A 14,670-nucleotide genomic window follows, 5' to 3' on the forward strand; every position below is an offset into this window, starting at 1 on the left:
TCTGGGAAAAAGCTTTTTAAGAATAGGTTGGATACTTGTTCTACACTAATTATTGTTGATGCCTATGGATTCTCAGGTCGCCAAAATGTAATCCCATCATTCAGCGGGACAACTTGAGCGCCTGGAAAATAAAAGCTGAGAATGCGATCGCTACTCCAGCCCAAATTAGCCAAATTGTAAGAACCCGTTTGACTCATTCCCACCCCATGTCCGAAGCCACCTCCGACAAAAGCATAGCCATTGAGGGTTTTGTCGGGATTGTAAATCGGATCTAGGTAAAACAAAGTGCTGATGGGAGGGAAAAAAGCATTGCGAATCTCATCTTTATCAATATCGATTGTCCCCAAGTCAGTTTCTACCTTCATTTTCAAAACTCGACCACCGGGAGACCTTTGCACCACCGCTACCTGACTAATAGTTTTAAAATTCGCCAAAGGATGCTGTTTTTTCTGAAGATACTGTTTGAGAAACCCAGCAATTGATGTTAAGGAAGCTTCTTCGCGCCAGCGAAAAGTATCTTGTTTTTCCTCATTAAACCCCTTATTCAAACTCATAAAGCGGCGAAAATTGTTTTCATCAGACAAACTCTGCTTCGACAAATCCCAAATATTCTGAGGCGCATCCACGATCGATCGCAAATAAGGGCGTTCCGAGCCGTGCCACACATCCCCAAAAAGCGCAGTAACGCCGCCACTAGAAGCGGAATAAAGGGCATCAACCAACTCCTGACGATAAGTCAGAACCAAACCGCTAGTTTTGGCGATCGCCTTATCCGTTTGCGGAAAAACCTCCGTCAAACCCTTATACACTTGGCAGTTAACATCAGCACACAACTCGTAATTATCGATCGCAAAACGGCGCAAATTTCTCAGGGCATAAGTTCTCGCCAAAATAGCCTGTGCTTCCTGGGAAGCATAGGGCGAAAAAGCGCCAATTTCGTGCGGCACTACTCCCCGTAAATAAGTTTCTGTCGGCACTTCATTGACCAAAGTATAAGTGCCATAAGCATTTTTCTGTAGGTGCAAACTCCCACCATAAAGGCGAGTTTGTTGAATAGCTTTTTCTTTTTCAGTAGCTGTCGCCTCTTGAGTAGTCTGTTCCAGAACCTCAATCACATTTTTACCCGCCGTCACATCTAACTCATTGCGGTTAAAACGAAAACCGTTTAAAACCCAAAATGCCTGGGGGATTGTGGGCAAAACTTTGCTATCCAAAAAAGCAGTTTTATTCCCTTGTTCCTGCAAACTTTGCAATAATAAACGTCGCACTAAAGGAGAGTTATAATTATCTCTTTTTGCCCAAACTTGCCAGCGCAAAGGTTGAGCAATTTCTACTTCAATTCCCTTAGCTCGCCATTGATTAGCACTATCTTCTGCACTTTCAAAACTGCGGTGGGAACTTAATACCACTCGTTCTTCTACTGCTGGTGTTTCCAGCGGTTTCGCGGCGATTTCTAGCTTGATGCTAGGAACCTGGGCGGTTTTTATACCTTGAGGAGTTTTGTAACTTAAAGTTAAGCTGTCACCGGGTAGGGCTTTCAGGGTCAACTTATCCGTTGCTTTCGTGCCAAACCGCTGTACTACACCGATTTTGATTTCTCGATTTTGGGGGCTTTGGGCCGTGGCGGGAGTGCTAGGGAGCGGCCACAGGCACAACGCTGCGATCGCAGCGCTAGAAATTGAGCTAAACCATTTGCAATTGGGCATTTTAGATGTTTGAATCCACACAGTTTTTGTATTGTAAAACTTTAATAAGATTATAAGCAGTAGTAAGCAGAAGTAGTATTATATAGTCAGGAGGACGAAATGAAACTACCTGACTACGCAAAAGCCATAGGCATAAGTTACACAACCGCATGGCGCTGGTGGAAAGCCAATAAACTGCCACATCCAGCAAGACAAACGGAAAGTGGTCTAATTATAGTTGACTACTCGCCGCCAGCGCCATCAATTGAATCAAAGAAAAACCGAGTCGCTATTTATAGCCGAGTCTCATCTTCTGAGAACAAAGACAATCTCAACCGCCAATCAGAGCGATTAACCGAGTACGCAATTGCCAACGGTTATCAAATTGTCAGAAATGTCAAAGAAATTGGTAGTGGATTGAACGACCACAGAAAACAGTTAGAAACACTCCTGCAACAAGATGATTACGATATTCTTTTGGTTGAACACAAAGACCGTTTGGCTCGATTCGGAACACATTATTTAGATGTACTTCTGGTGAGATTAGGAGTCAAACTAGAAATTGTCAATTTAACTGACAACGGTCAAGATGAATTAATGCAAGATTTGGTGGCAGTAGTTACGAGTTTTGCAGCGCGACTTTACGGACAACGCCCCGCTGCACGAAAAATAGAAAGAATCATTGCTGAATTAAAAAATGGAGAGTCTGAATGCAGCTAGCAGAGAGACACATTATTAAATCCACCGAACATCGTTTTGTGGAAATTGACGGCTTAGCCTTTCAATCCAAAAATCTCTAGAATGCTGCTAACTATTCCGATAGTGGAAATTTAGCAGTTTTGATTTTAGCTGAGCTTGTAGTGGACATCCTGACCGAGCTCAAGCAACTGTGATACATTTTACTTGCCAAGTCGAAGTCATTACGAGTATGATTTAATTAGCAGCAACAAAGAGGAGCCATGAGGATCGAAGAAATACCCCTCAACCAGATTCGCCGCCCCCTGCCGCGAGTCAACGACCCCACCAAAGTCATCGCTCTGATGGAATCCATCCGAGAGATAGGTTTAAACGAGCCCATCGACGTGCTAGAAGTAGATGGTCAATATTACGGCTTCTCCGGCTGTCACCGATACGAAGCTTGTCAACGCCTCGGTTTAGAAACAATCCCGTGTAAAGTCCGCCGTGCTCCCCGTTCTGTGTTGCAGATGCACCTAGCGTGAGCTCAGGAAACATCGCACTCTAAATTTTTTAAGTCAAAAATCACAAGGTACAAAAGCTATGAGTCCTAACAACCACAAACAACATCTTTATCCAACTCGTATCGATATGCCAGCAGAAACCCGCTCTCAAATAGTTGGGCTGCTCAACGCCACCCTCGCAACGACTCTCGACTTGAAAACCCAAGTCAAGCAAGCTCACTGGAACGTCAAAGGCATGGACTTTTATCAGTTGCATTTGCTATTTGATGAAATGGCAACAGAACTCGAAGATTATGTTGATACGGTGGCGGAACGGGTGACGGCTTTGGGGGGTTTGGCTGTAGGAACAGCCCGTACAGCGGCGGCTGATTCGATTTTGCCAGAATTTCCTTTTGATATTTTAGATGGCAAAGAGTACGTGACTGCTTTGGCCGATCGCTACGCACCTTATGCTAAACATCTGCGAGTAGCCATCGATAAAACAGGGGAACTCGGCGATGCTGATACCGCTGACTTATATACTGAAATTTCGCGGACAATTGACAAGCGCTTGTGGTTTTTAGAAGCACACTTGCAAGCTGCTGCGACAACTACAGCCTCGGCTACCCCAGAAAAAGTAGCTTTGTAATCGCTACTGATTAACTATTTTGACCATAATGGTGGAGCGGGTTCTCTGACCCGCTCTCAAAATGGAGTTGTGGCACTTGACCGATTACTATAAAGAATATATTAAGTTATTAATTGGGATGGCTTTTTTGTGGTAAGCAAGATTCCAGATTACGCTCCTCAACTACAATGTCTGATGCAGCAAGCAGGGCTAGAGAGCGATCGAGAACTCAGCCAAACAGCAGGAGTTGGTGAACTTCAGCTCAGCCGTTTGCGTCGGGGCTTAGCCTTGCAAATGTCAGCAGATATCCTGCTGAAAATCAGTCAAGCCTTGAAAATTTCCTTAAACGAACTGCTGGCAACTTTTGCCCCTGGTTCTGTAGAGTTAGAGCAGCCGGCACCGACAGCCATAGAACAAGAATATCAGCGGCTGCAAGCTAGACTGGATCTTCAACGATCGTCTTTGATGGAGGAATTCCAGCTTTCTAGCTTGCAGATTTTAGAATCCTGGATGTTGCAGTGGCCGACAGCAGCGAGGAAAGCTCAGGAAAACCAGCAGTTACCAGCAGTCAAATTACTGCCTTTGGTACGGCCTGTCGAAAAATTGTTGCTGCACTGGGGAGTAGAGTCGATCGCCCCTGTGGGAACCTCCATCCCCTATAATCCACAAGAGCATCAACTGCTAGCCGGAACAGCCCAGCCGGGAGAACAGGTGACAGTACGCTATACCGGATACAGACAAGGCGAAAAACTGCTTTACCGTGCCAAGGTGATCCCAGCAGGAGCGATCGATTAGATATCTAGGTCTATGCTAGGTATTTGGATCGGAGTCCGTCTCGCAGCTATACTAACGTAGTCTGGCTAGAAATTCTGACATTCCCACCGCAAAATATGAGTCCTGTAGTTAAAATTATTCAACCCTCTGGTATTTTAGACGGCACCAAGGCCGGTCAATTCCGCCTAGAGATTAGCGACCTCGTGCAAGCGGGAGCCGATGTCGTATTAATAGACTTCCAAGACGTGACATTTATGGACAGTTCTGGTTTGGGCGCTTTAGTCTTGGCGCTCAAAACAGTCAGGGCCGCTGGGAGTCAGTTAGTCGTCTGTTCTATCAACGAGCAAATCCGCATCTTATTTGAACTCACCAGTATGGATCGAGTTTTTGAGATATTTGCCACCCGTGATGCTTTTAATAGCAAGATTGCGCTTTAAATAACTAGATCTTTTGGCTGCTAACTTCTGAGGTCAACTAAATCTCGGTCAATCTATGCAGGCCAACTAGAAGTGTCGAAAATTGCTGGTTTCATCTTCCAAACCGATCGCTTCTGCCTTAAACTTAGAATTAATCGATCCTAAGTTTAAAGCTTCGCTAACCGACTGGAAAATTGAAGTCAAATATTTAAGAGTCCGTAAGAGTCAAACCTTGCGGACTTCTGCATATTTCCTCCAGCTATCGGCATCACCCAAAATTGATCTTGAGTAAAGACCAATCATCATCAAACACGGCTTTAGCGTTCAACTTTTGAACATAGCTCAAAACTAACTCTAACTGGTCGGCAGTTGCACCGTTGTAAGCTGCTAACAAATCAATGAAAGGATCGAGCCCCCAGATATTGCCATCAGGTTGGTGAATCTCGTAAACCCCGTCGCTAAAGATGTAGAGAGTGCTCAAATCCTCGACATGGCAGGTGTTATCGACATAGCGGGCTTCTGGGAACATCCCGACGGGCATTCCGGGGGTTTTCAGTTGCTGGACTTTGGCATTGCTAGTGGGGGACTGGGAAATCAACACCGCCGGGGGATGACCGGCGCTGGCGTAGACTAACTGGCGATCGATCCGATTGTACACCCCGTACCAGATGGTGAAATACTTGTCATTTTGATAACTCATCTGGAAAGTGGTGTTCAGCGCCCGCAAAACGTCGCTGGGTTTGTAGTAGTCAATGTTGGGTAAGGCGCGCGATCGCAACAAATTCAACACTGCCACAGAAGGCAGGGCCGCCCGCAAACCGTGTCCGGCGACGTCTAGCAAATAAATCGCCAAATAATCCGAGTCTAGCCAGTTGTAGTCAAAGCAATCTCCTCCTAACTGACGGGAGGGAATGAATTTTGACTCAATGCTGACGGGTTCCACCATCGGATCTGGCAATAAAGACTGCACATATTCCGCCGCCTCAGCTAGTTCTGCTTCCAGACTTTGCTTAGCAATTTTCAAGTCTCGGCTGAGTTGGTGCAGCCTTAGTCCGGCCCGCACTCTCGCCTGCAACTCGTTGAGTTCAATGGGTTTGGAGATAAAATCATCGGCACCGGCATCAAGTCCTTTGACTCGATCGGCGATCGACCCCAAAGAAGTCAGCAAAAAGAATTGTGTAGTTGACAGATGTGGATCGGCCTTGACTCGACGGCACACATCGATGCCTGTCAAGCGTGGCATGATCCAATCGCAAATTATCAAAGCCGGACACAGTTTTTGCGCCTGTGCTACACCGTCTTCGCCATTACTTGCTACCGTTACTTCGTAACCCTGTTTTTTCAGGGTTCTTCTGAGCAGTTCTTGAACCGCAGTATCATCGTCTATAACCAGAATTTGAAACATGGCACTCAGGTACTACAAGTCTTTCAAGGTCTGGGGGTCATTCAAAATATATCCTGTCAGCGCGTTGGTCTGAGATTGAGTATAGTCTAATAACATCGCTTTCTAGGTAATTGCTGTTGACAGCGGGCCTTTGAGTTCAATTTACGTTTAAATTTGAGGGAAATTTCGGCGCGATCGAACTTCACTCAGTTTATATTCAAAATATAAATTTTTATAGACTTTTATTTTGCCCCGGCCCTGGTTGACATCGAATCCCTACATATGGTATCCTGTTTAACCGATTAGTGGATTAAATATCTATACTGCCTGCCCCTCGAAACTACTACCCTCAAATTATCATTGAATTTTGCGACCGTTGTATTTTCTGTAGTTTTATTTTGTATTGTTGTATTTTGCCCACCAGCCAGTGAAATTATTCATTAGCTGAGATTGATTGAATTGAAAGGTTACGAAAAGTTGCCGATGCTCAAGAAAGCGGATCTTCAAGTCAATACGGGTCTAAATGGATTAGACCGCGTTTTGTCGTGGTTTTCAAAATTGTACGAGTCGCGAATTCCCACAAGTGTTTGGATCAGGTGCCAGTTGGCTTTGGCGGAGGGCTTTACCAATGCCGTCCGTCACGCCCATAATGGCAAACCAGCAGATTTACCTGTGGAAATTCAGGTGGTAGTGTTCCCTGAATTTGTAGAGATTAAAATCTGGGATTGCGGCGAACCCTTTGATTTAGAAGCAAAAATCAAAAATATTTCCGAAACAGTAGATATTGAAGCTCCGGGTGGTCGGGGTCTAAAATTAATGAAAGACATCGGTGATACTCTCAGTTATGTGAGAACCGCTGATGGACGAAACTGTTTGTTGATCGTCAAAAATTACTCCCCCTGTCTGAACGATCGAAAAGAAGACTAATATTTTTAGGGAGGTAGGGGTTAAGGCCCCTCTTCCCACCCCTAAAAACTCTGAGCAAAAAACCAGACGCAAGCCCCTGGCGACGGACTTGGGGATAACTCGGTAGCGGTTTCAAGACTTCGACAACCCTTGCGTGACGGCCGCCTTCAGTATTAACAAAATTTAATACATAACCACCGTAGTATAAACCTTATGACTACAGATATATTCGGCTTGCTTCCCCTGGTTTATTTACTAATTTTATTTTTGATATTCCAGCAAATAAATAATTGTTGGCGCAGTGCGGTTTTATCTGCTGCGATTGCATGGGGAGTGGCGATTGCTTTATCTACGGAAATTTTAAGCTTATTCAAATCCCTCGCTTTTAATTCGGTATTTTACTTGTGGTTATCCGCCGATATTGTGATTTTAATCATATATCTAAAAAGTTTAAATATCAAGCCCAATTATTTACTAAATCATCAAATTAAAATACCCCGCTTTTTAGTAGGTTTACTAGCAAGTATATCATTGATTTTTGTGACCATTGGTTTAATAGCTATAGTTTCGCCACCTAACAATTGGGATTCCATGACATATCACATGAGTCGGGTGGTTCACTGGATGCAAAATGGGAGTGTCGAGCATTATCCAACATCCTATGTACCGCAATTGTATCACCCGCCTGGGGCAGAATTTGCGATTATGCACTTTCAGATTTTAAGCGGGGGCGATCGCTTTGCGAATCTGATACAATGGTTGAGTATGGTTGGCAGTGCGATCGGCGTTTCTCTAATTGCTCAGCAACTGGGAGCGAACTTGCGGGGTCAAGTTTTTGCCAGCGTCTTTGCTGCAACTTTACCCATGGGAATCCTCCAAGGTTCTAGCACCCAAAACGACTATGCTGTATGTTTTTGGGTAGTGTGTTTTGTCTGCTGCGGTTTAGCGGGAATGTCAGCAGGAATTACTCTATCTAACACTCTCAAAATTGGTGCAAGCTTGGGTCTAGCTTGCTTGACAAAAACCACAGCTTACATATTTTCACTACCTTTTATAATCTGGTTTTTAATAGTAGGAATTAAGCGCTTTCATCAAAAAATGTTGCCACCCATTTTGATGATAGCATCTGTAACTATTCTCCTGAATCTAGGTCATTATTGGCGAAATTATGATTTGTTTGGATACGCGATCGGCGCTCCTCAAGATTTTACTAAAGAATACAAAATCGAAATATTTAGCCTCCCCACTTTTGGGTCAAATATAATTAGAAATTTAGCCATGCACACCGGCACCAGTATTTCCCAAATTAATGGCTTAATTGTCGCAGTAGTTAAAATGCTGCACAAAATATTAGGTATTCTGCCAAATGATCCGCGAATCACCTGGCCTCCAGGACAAGTCTATGCTCTAACTACACCGTCATTCAATGAAAATAATGCTACCAATCCCATTCATTTTGGGCTAATAATTGCCAATTTTATTCTAATTTTAAACAACGAAAAAATCCGAAAAACCAATTTAATAATAATTTATTTAGTGGCTACCATAAGTACATTTTTACTAATATGTTTAATCCTTAAATTTCAGCCTTGGCAAAGTCGCCACCACATGACATTTTTTGTATTATTCGCACCATTGTTTGGAATGACAATATCACAATTATCAAATCATAAAATAGCCAACTATATTGCCGGAATTTTGATATTTATGTCCCTGCCTTGGATTTCTCATAACAAATTTCGACCTTTGCTAGGAGAAAGTAACATTCTTAATACAACCAGAAATGAACTTTACTTTACAAGTAGGCCGAAAATCGAGGATTCTTACAATCAAACAGTAGATTTTATCAAAACTCAAAACTGTACAAATATAGGACTATCATTTTGGACTAAAAATTCCTGGGAATATCCCTTGTGGGTACTTTTTCAAGAACCGGGAAAACCAGCACCTCGGATTGAACATATCTCTACCATCGATCCTGTAGTCGAGAAAAAATTAAATTTTGAACCCTACAAGAGCTTTATTCCCTGCGCAATAATTTACCAAGCTAGCAAAAAAGAGCGCCCACCAGGAAAAGAAATGGTTATCAAAAATCAAACTTATGTACAAAAATTTTCCGTTGCACCCCTGAGCGTATTTATGAAAAAATAGATCGGTGATTTAATATCAAATCCGTTGACATCGGAATTACTATTTCTCTCTTCTCTTTCTCTGTGTCCTCTGTGTTCTCTGTGGTTTAATCATTCCGATACAACCGGAATTGATATAATACTTAAAAAGCAGAAGTAAAACATCGACTATCATGAAAAGCATACCCAAATATTCCTTAGTAATTCCTATTTATAATGAAGAAGAAACTCTCCCGGAACTTTACCGGCGAATTAGTGCGGTGATGGCTCGGATGGATGGACCAGTAGAGTTAATTTTAATCAATGATGGCAGTCGCGATCGCTCTTTGGAACTTCTGCGAGAATTGCATGAAAAAGATGCACGCATTTCTTACCTCAGTTTTGCCCGCAATTTTGGCCATCAAATAGCCGTGACTGCTGGTTTAAACTTTTCTACAGGTAAAATTGTAGTAGTAATGGACGGCGATTTGCAAGACCCGCCGGAGTTGATTATAGATATGGTAGAACAATGGCGACAAGGCTATCACGTTGTGTACGCTCAACGCACTCAACGGCATAAAGAAGGTTGGTTTAAGCGGTTGCCAGCTTATATGTATTATCGCATTTTGCGCCATCTTGCCGATGTTGATATTCCCATAGATACAGGAGATTTTTGTTTGATGGATCGTTGTGTAGTCGATGTACTCAACGCCATGCCAGAACGAAATCGTTACATTCGGGGACTGCGGGCTTGGATTGGTTTTAAGCAAACAGCAGTTAAATTTGAACGTGATCCGCGTTTTGCCGGCGAGGTGAAGTATACGTTTAGAAAATCTTTGAGTTTAGCAATGAATGGTTTAGTATCTTTTTCAAAAGTTCCCCTCAGACTTTCGATTTATTTGGGATTATTTGCTGCATTTGTATCTGTATTAATGGCTTTTTTGATTTTGTATTGGCGGATTTTTTATCCAAATTCGGCATTAACTGGTTTGACAATTGTGATGATGGCGGTTTTCTTTTTAGGTGCGGTACAGTTGGTGAGTATTGGGATTTTGGGTCAGTATGTAGGGCGGATTTATGAGGAGGTAAAGGGGCGGCCGCTTTATACTTTGGCAGAAGTTGCGGGTTTCGATCGCTCGAACGATCGCACTGACAAATAAACTACCATCTGCTTTTGATTAAATGATGCGATCGCTCTTGAGACACCTCAATTAGCGATCGGCAGAATCTGCGGTATTTTCTTCAGGAAAAACCACATCTTCATACAGCAAAGAAATCGGACAACGGAAATCTACGCTGGGAAAATCAACTTCTACTTCTGTAGCGTCGATAGTTGTTGCGTCAAGGGAATAAGCAGTGAGTTCCCATTTGCCTTTTTCATTTATGCGGTAACATTCGACGTTCAGGCGATCGGCTTCAATTAGAACGTATTCTGTTAAACTTTCAATTTGACGGTAATTTCTAAATTTTTTGCCGCGATCGAATGCTTCTGTACCAGGAGATAACACTTCGACAATTAAACAAGGATGATAAATAACTTTACGGGCTCTTTGGTCTTGCGGATCGCAACTCACCATCACATCTGGATAGTGAAATGGACCATTTTGTGAAACTCCCACTTTGGCATCTGCCATAAAGACTTTACAACCTTTACCCCGCAGGTGATTTTTGAGTGCAGATGTAATGTTTATGGCAATTGAGTTATGGGGCAGAATTCCCCCAGTCATGGCAAAGACTTCTCCATTCATGTATTCATATTTAATGGGTTGTTGTTCTTCCCATTCCAGATATTCTTGGGGAGTCATGAATTGAGGTTGTAGTTGAAAAATCATTGAAAATTCCTCCGGCGATATTGGTATTTGAAAAAATAGAAATCAGGTAAGCGATCGCGCATTTATCAAGCAACTCCCTACCCTGTATATGGACGCTTGTAAGGTGGATGCAACCAAACTAAATTTATTCAATAAATATTTACAATAGTCAACGTTGCTCGTAGCTCCTAGGTAGTGTAATTAAAATATTATAATTATAACAGAATAATGCTAAAATCATAAATTGTGAACATTAACTCTGTGTTCTCTGTGTCCTCTGCGGTATAAAAAAAAGAATGTTGAAACTTTACCAATATTCGATGTCGGGGAATTGCTACAAAATCCGCTTGCTGTTAACTCAGCTTCATCTTCCCTTTGCCACGCTGGAAATTGACATTCTCAAAGGAGAAAGTCGAACTAAGGAGTTTTTGAAGAAAAATCCCAACGGGCGGATTCCGGTGTTAGAAATAGAACCGGGCAAATTTCTATTTGAATCCAATGCAATTATGTTTTATTTGAGCGAAGGGACTGAGTTTTTTCCCAATGATAAATTTGAAAGATCTCAAGTCATGCAGTGGTTGTTTTTTGAACAATATAGCCACGAACCTTTTATTGCAACTTCTCGTTTTTGGTATTTGACTGGTAAAAGTGAGGAATTCCAGGAAGCGCTTAAGCAAAAACAAGCACCGGGTTATGCTGCTTTGGGAGTGATGGAACGGCATTTAGAAACAAATGACTTTTTTGTAGCCGATCGCTATACCATTGCTGACATCGGTTTATTTGCTTATACTCACGTTGCTGCGGAGGGAGGATTTGATTTAACACGATTTCCAGCAATTGAATCTTGGATCGATCGCATCAAAAGTCAGCCCGGATATATTAACATCGCAACTTAAGCCCGGTTGCCTGTTCGTGGGACATTTGCGTTAACCTAATTGAAAATCGTTTGTACCGCCATCCCCAAATAAATTCATGCTTGCCCGCATTCTTGAATTAGCTACTACCCTTGCACCTCGCTTAATCGAAATCCGCCGCCACATCCACTCTCACCCCGAACTCAGCGGGCAAGAATATCAAACAGCGGCCTATGTAGCTGGTGTTTTAGCTTCCAGTGGAGTTCATGCGATCGAAGGAATTGGCAAAACCGGTGTCATCGGCGAGATCAAAGGCCATAGCAACCAGTCGCGCTGGCTAGCAATTCGTACCGATATGGACGCTTTGCCGATGCAAGAACGCACAAACCTGGAATTTGCCTCGAAAAACCCAGGAGTCATGCACGCTTGCGGTCACGACATCCACACCACCGTCGGTTTGGGCGCGGCGATGATATTAGCTCAGTTGGAAGAAAAATTACCTGGTCACGTCCGGTTTTTATTTCAGCCGGCGGAGGAGATAGCCCAAGGCGCGCGTTGGATGATTGCAGATGGGGCGATGAAAGACGTTGAGGGCATCCTGGGAGTGCACGTTTTTCCGACGATTCCCGGCGGTTGTGTGGGAATTCGCCACGGGGCACTGACGGCGGCGGCCGATGACCTAGAATTGATTGTCATGGGTGAATCCGGCCACGGCGCGCGTCCCCACGAGGCGATCGATGCAATTTGGATAGCTTCGCAGATTATTACTACTTTGCAGCAGGCGATTAGTAGAATGCAAAATCCATTGAGGCCTGTGGTTTTAACCATCGGGCAAATTAGTGGGGGACGAGCACCTAACGTGATTGCCGATCGCGTAAAATTATTAGGCACGGTGCGATCGCTCCATCCTGAAACCTACGAAAAACTACCAGCTTGGATCGAGCAAATTGTGGCCGGTGTCTGTCAAACTTACGGCGCAAAATATGAACTCAACTATAAACGTGGTGTACCGGGAGTGCAAAACGATCCCTGTCTCACCCAATTACTCGAAGCAGCGGCTTTGGAAGCTTTAGGTCGATCGCGCGTCCAAATTTTACCAGAACCATCCCTCGGCGCGGAAGATTTTTCAATGTATTTAGAACACGCACCGGGAACCATGTTTCGCCTGGGAGTTGGATTAAAAGATCGACCAAATTATCCTCTCCATCATCCGCAATTTGAGGTGGATGAAGCGGCCATAATTACTGGGGTTGTCACCTTGGCCAGTGCTGCTTACAAATATTGGAAACAAAAGTGAGAGTCATTAGTTATTGATCTAATCATCTCATCTCCGGTAAAATAGACATAATTCCTGTAGGGGCGGGTTCACCAAGAATACCTGCCAATAATTAACAATCTCAAAAACCCGCCCCCACCCCACTAGATAGCCATATATATTTCTCTTCCTTGCGGTTCGCTAAAAAGTCAGGCGCGTTTATTGGCTATCTAGTGTTATATGGGAGAATAAAGCGAACCTGACCCTACAGAAATCACGGTCGATCGATCGCACTCAATATCATTAGTTAAAAAATTATGACTCTAGATTTTAATAAATTCTGCGACGCCTGCAATCCCAGTCACTCCCTCATGTTAGAAAATGCCGAAGATATGCGCTACTACATTGATTTTGCGGCAGTGCGCGGTGGCAAAATTATTAACATACTCAAACGAACAATTACCCGCGTTTCACCAGATAAACGGACTTGCCAATTATTCACCGGACATATTGGTTGCGGCAAGTCTACTGAATTATCGCGACTCCAAAAAGAGTTGACAGATGAGGGATTTCATGTAGTTTACTTGGAGTCAACAAAAGACCTCGATGAAATGGATCTTGATTTGACAGATATCATGTTGGCGATCGCACGGAGAGTCACCCAAAGTTTGGAAGAGGGCAAAATTTCCTTTTAATCAAGAAATTATTGATGTCGCAATTAATCAGCTTAAGCAGCAGGGTAAAAAAGGATTGGTGGTGATTGTTGACAACTTAGACCGGATAGTTTCTCGACCCAATGCAGCGGGGATACTGCTACCAGAATATATCTTTATTAACCGTGGAGATGACTTGCGCAAACTCAATTGCCATTTAGTTTATACCCTGCCACTGGGATTAATTTTTGGGAATGAAAGTGAAATTTTGAAAAATCGATTGGGAGGCGGAGTTGACCCAAAAGTTTTGCCGATGGTGCCAGTAAAAAATAGAGACGGTAGCGAATGTGTGGAGGGGATGAATTTGCTGCGGCGCATGGTGATGTCGCGGGCTTTTCCTGATGCGTCAACCGAGGAACATATGACATTAATTACGGAAGTTTTTGACAGTCCTGAAACTTTAGATGAATTGTGCCGAGTCAGCGGCGGTCATTTGCGAAACTTGATGGGGATGTTGTTTGGTTGTTTGCAGCAAGATGACCCTCCCATTTCCCAAGATGTTTTGAAATCAGTGATTCGCAGTTCCCGCGACAGTGTGAGTCGCGGCATTGATAATGATGAGTGGCAATTACTATTTAAGGTGGTGAAAGAACAAACCATTAATGGAGATAAAGAATACCAAGATTTGCTGCGAAACCTGTGGGTTTTTGAATATGTAGACAATGAAAAAACTTGGTTTGCGTTGAATCCGCTATTGATGGAAACTGACAAATTCAAGCTGTGGCAGCAGCAAAATTGTTGAGATGATATTCATTCGATTTTTCCCTAGTCTCGATCCCCCTCGCATCCTCCACCCCCCCTACCCCCCCTACCCAAGGGCTGTTTCATTCTCTTGTAGGGGCGGTGCCAAGAGTGCCCGCCCCAATCTCTGAAACACATACAAAATCGTGGATGAGGAGGGTAGGCACGCACCATCCACTACCCCTACAAAACGATGATTTGTTTGAGAATGAAACAG

The 14,670-nt window shown here is 43.4% G+C and carries 13 protein-coding genes and 1 pseudogene; 11 read left to right on the forward strand and 3 right to left on the reverse strand.

What is annotated here, in order from left to right:
* Positions 1–62: 62 nt before the first annotated feature.
* Positions 63–1,706, reverse strand: coding sequence for a SpoIID/LytB domain-containing protein (locus AAFP11_RS11765; RefSeq protein ID WP_341737238.1), 1,644 nt, complete (start codon positions 1,704–1,706; stop codon positions 63–65).
* Between the two features lie 99 nt (positions 1,707–1,805).
* Here AAFP11_RS11765 and AAFP11_RS11770 point away from each other — a divergent pair, with 99 nt between their 5' ends.
* The 5 genes from AAFP11_RS11770 (at position 1,806) to AAFP11_RS11790 (ending at position 4,702) form a co-directional block, all read left to right on the forward strand.
* Positions 1,806–2,405: an IS607 family transposase gene (locus tag AAFP11_RS11770; RefSeq protein WP_341737239.1), complete on the forward strand. Its 600-nt coding sequence runs from the start codon at positions 1,806–1,808 to the stop codon at positions 2,403–2,405.
* A gap of 239 nt (positions 2,406–2,644) precedes the next feature.
* On the forward strand, positions 2,645–2,905 hold the full coding sequence (locus tag AAFP11_RS11775) for a sulfiredoxin (protein ID WP_341737240.1): 261 nt from the start codon (positions 2,645–2,647) through the stop codon (positions 2,903–2,905).
* Positions 2,906–2,963: 58 nt separating this feature from the next.
* Positions 2,964–3,512: a DNA starvation/stationary phase protection protein Dps gene (gene dps, locus AAFP11_RS11780; protein WP_340522591.1), complete on the forward strand. Its 549-nt coding sequence runs from the start codon at positions 2,964–2,966 to the stop codon at positions 3,510–3,512.
* A gap of 129 nt (positions 3,513–3,641) precedes the next feature.
* Positions 3,642–4,286: a helix-turn-helix transcriptional regulator gene (locus AAFP11_RS11785; protein WP_341737241.1), complete on the forward strand. Its 645-nt coding sequence runs from the start codon at positions 3,642–3,644 to the stop codon at positions 4,284–4,286.
* A 95-nt stretch (positions 4,287–4,381) separates the two neighbouring features.
* Positions 4,382–4,702 (forward strand): STAS domain-containing protein, encoded by a 321-nt coding sequence (locus AAFP11_RS11790; protein ID WP_340522588.1) that lies wholly within the window; start codon positions 4,382–4,384, stop codon positions 4,700–4,702.
* Between the two features lie 247 nt (positions 4,703–4,949).
* Here the strand turns inward: AAFP11_RS11790 and AAFP11_RS11795 are convergent, their stop codons facing one another.
* A complete protein-coding gene (locus AAFP11_RS11795) occupies positions 4,950–6,086 on the reverse strand; it encodes a SpoIIE family protein phosphatase (RefSeq protein ID WP_340522587.1) in 1,137 nt (378 codons plus the stop codon).
* Positions 6,087–6,515: 429 nt separating this feature from the next.
* On the opposite strand from AAFP11_RS11795, the gene AAFP11_RS11800 reads away from it, so the two are divergent.
* From AAFP11_RS11800 to AAFP11_RS11810, 3 genes are all read left to right on the forward strand, one after another.
* Complete coding sequence (locus tag AAFP11_RS11800; RefSeq protein ID WP_341737242.1) at positions 6,516–6,992, forward strand: anti-sigma regulatory factor; 477 nt, start codon at positions 6,516–6,518, stop codon at positions 6,990–6,992.
* Between the two features lie 192 nt (positions 6,993–7,184).
* Entirely contained in the window at positions 7,185–9,122 is a 1,938-nt protein-coding gene (locus AAFP11_RS11805) for a hypothetical protein (protein ID WP_341737243.1), read from the forward strand.
* A 151-nt stretch (positions 9,123–9,273) separates the two neighbouring features.
* Entirely contained in the window at positions 9,274–10,239 is a 966-nt protein-coding gene (locus AAFP11_RS11810) for a glycosyltransferase family 2 protein (RefSeq protein WP_341737244.1), read from the forward strand.
* Between the two features lie 51 nt (positions 10,240–10,290).
* Here AAFP11_RS11810 and AAFP11_RS11815 read toward each other — a convergent pair whose 3' ends face one another.
* Complete coding sequence (locus AAFP11_RS11815) at positions 10,291–10,911, reverse strand: Uma2 family endonuclease (RefSeq protein ID WP_341737245.1); 621 nt, start codon at positions 10,909–10,911, stop codon at positions 10,291–10,293.
* A gap of 275 nt (positions 10,912–11,186) precedes the next feature.
* On the opposite strand from AAFP11_RS11815, the gene AAFP11_RS11820 reads away from it, so the two are divergent.
* The 3 genes and pseudogenes from AAFP11_RS11820 to AAFP11_RS11830 all read left to right on the forward strand — a co-directional run bounded on the left by AAFP11_RS11820 (position 11,187) and on the right by AAFP11_RS11830 (position 14,454).
* Positions 11,187–11,786, forward strand: coding sequence for a glutathione S-transferase family protein (locus tag AAFP11_RS11820; RefSeq protein WP_341737246.1), 600 nt, complete (start codon positions 11,187–11,189; stop codon positions 11,784–11,786).
* Between the two features lie 76 nt (positions 11,787–11,862).
* Positions 11,863–13,041 (forward strand): M20 family metallopeptidase, encoded by a 1,179-nt coding sequence (locus tag AAFP11_RS11825; RefSeq protein ID WP_341737247.1) that lies wholly within the window; start codon positions 11,863–11,865, stop codon positions 13,039–13,041.
* A gap of 275 nt (positions 13,042–13,316) precedes the next feature.
* Positions 13,317–14,454, forward strand: a pseudogene (locus AAFP11_RS11830) (ATP-binding protein).
* Positions 14,455–14,670: the final 216 nt, after the last annotated feature.

Origin of the sequence: Microcoleus sp. CAWBG640 (genome assembly GCF_020883015.1) — a bacterium.
Classification (GTDB): domain Bacteria; phylum Cyanobacteriota; class Cyanobacteriia; order Cyanobacteriales; family Microcoleaceae; genus Microcoleus; species Microcoleus anatoxicus.

Excerpts from the sequence above, each read along its gene's own strand:
- AAFP11_RS11815 (WP_341737245.1), bottom strand. The coding sequence starts at position 10,911 with ATGATTTTTCAACTACAACCTCAATTCATGACTCCCCAAGAATATCTG.
- AAFP11_RS11790 (WP_340522588.1), top strand. The coding sequence starts at position 4,382 with ATGAGTCCTGTAGTTAAAATTATTCAACCCTCTGGTATTTTAGACGGC.
- AAFP11_RS11820 (WP_341737246.1), top strand. The coding sequence starts at position 11,187 with ATGTTGAAACTTTACCAATATTCGATGTCGGGGAATTGCTACAAAATC.
- AAFP11_RS11770 (WP_341737239.1), top strand. The coding sequence starts at position 1,806 with ATGAAACTACCTGACTACGCAAAAGCCATAGGCATAAGTTACACAACC.
- AAFP11_RS11805 (WP_341737243.1), top strand. The coding sequence starts at position 7,185 with ATGACTACAGATATATTCGGCTTGCTTCCCCTGGTTTATTTACTAATT.
- AAFP11_RS11765 (WP_341737238.1), bottom strand. The coding sequence starts at position 1,706 with ATGCCCAATTGCAAATGGTTTAGCTCAATTTCTAGCGCTGCGATCGCA.
- AAFP11_RS11825 (WP_341737247.1), top strand. The coding sequence starts at position 11,863 with ATGCTTGCCCGCATTCTTGAATTAGCTACTACCCTTGCACCTCGCTTA.
- dps (WP_340522591.1), top strand. The coding sequence starts at position 2,964 with ATGAGTCCTAACAACCACAAACAACATCTTTATCCAACTCGTATCGAT.
- AAFP11_RS11795 (WP_340522587.1), bottom strand. The coding sequence starts at position 6,086 with ATGTTTCAAATTCTGGTTATAGACGATGATACTGCGGTTCAAGAACTG.
- AAFP11_RS11775 (WP_341737240.1), top strand. The coding sequence starts at position 2,645 with ATGAGGATCGAAGAAATACCCCTCAACCAGATTCGCCGCCCCCTGCCG.
- AAFP11_RS11810 (WP_341737244.1), top strand. The coding sequence starts at position 9,274 with ATGAAAAGCATACCCAAATATTCCTTAGTAATTCCTATTTATAATGAA.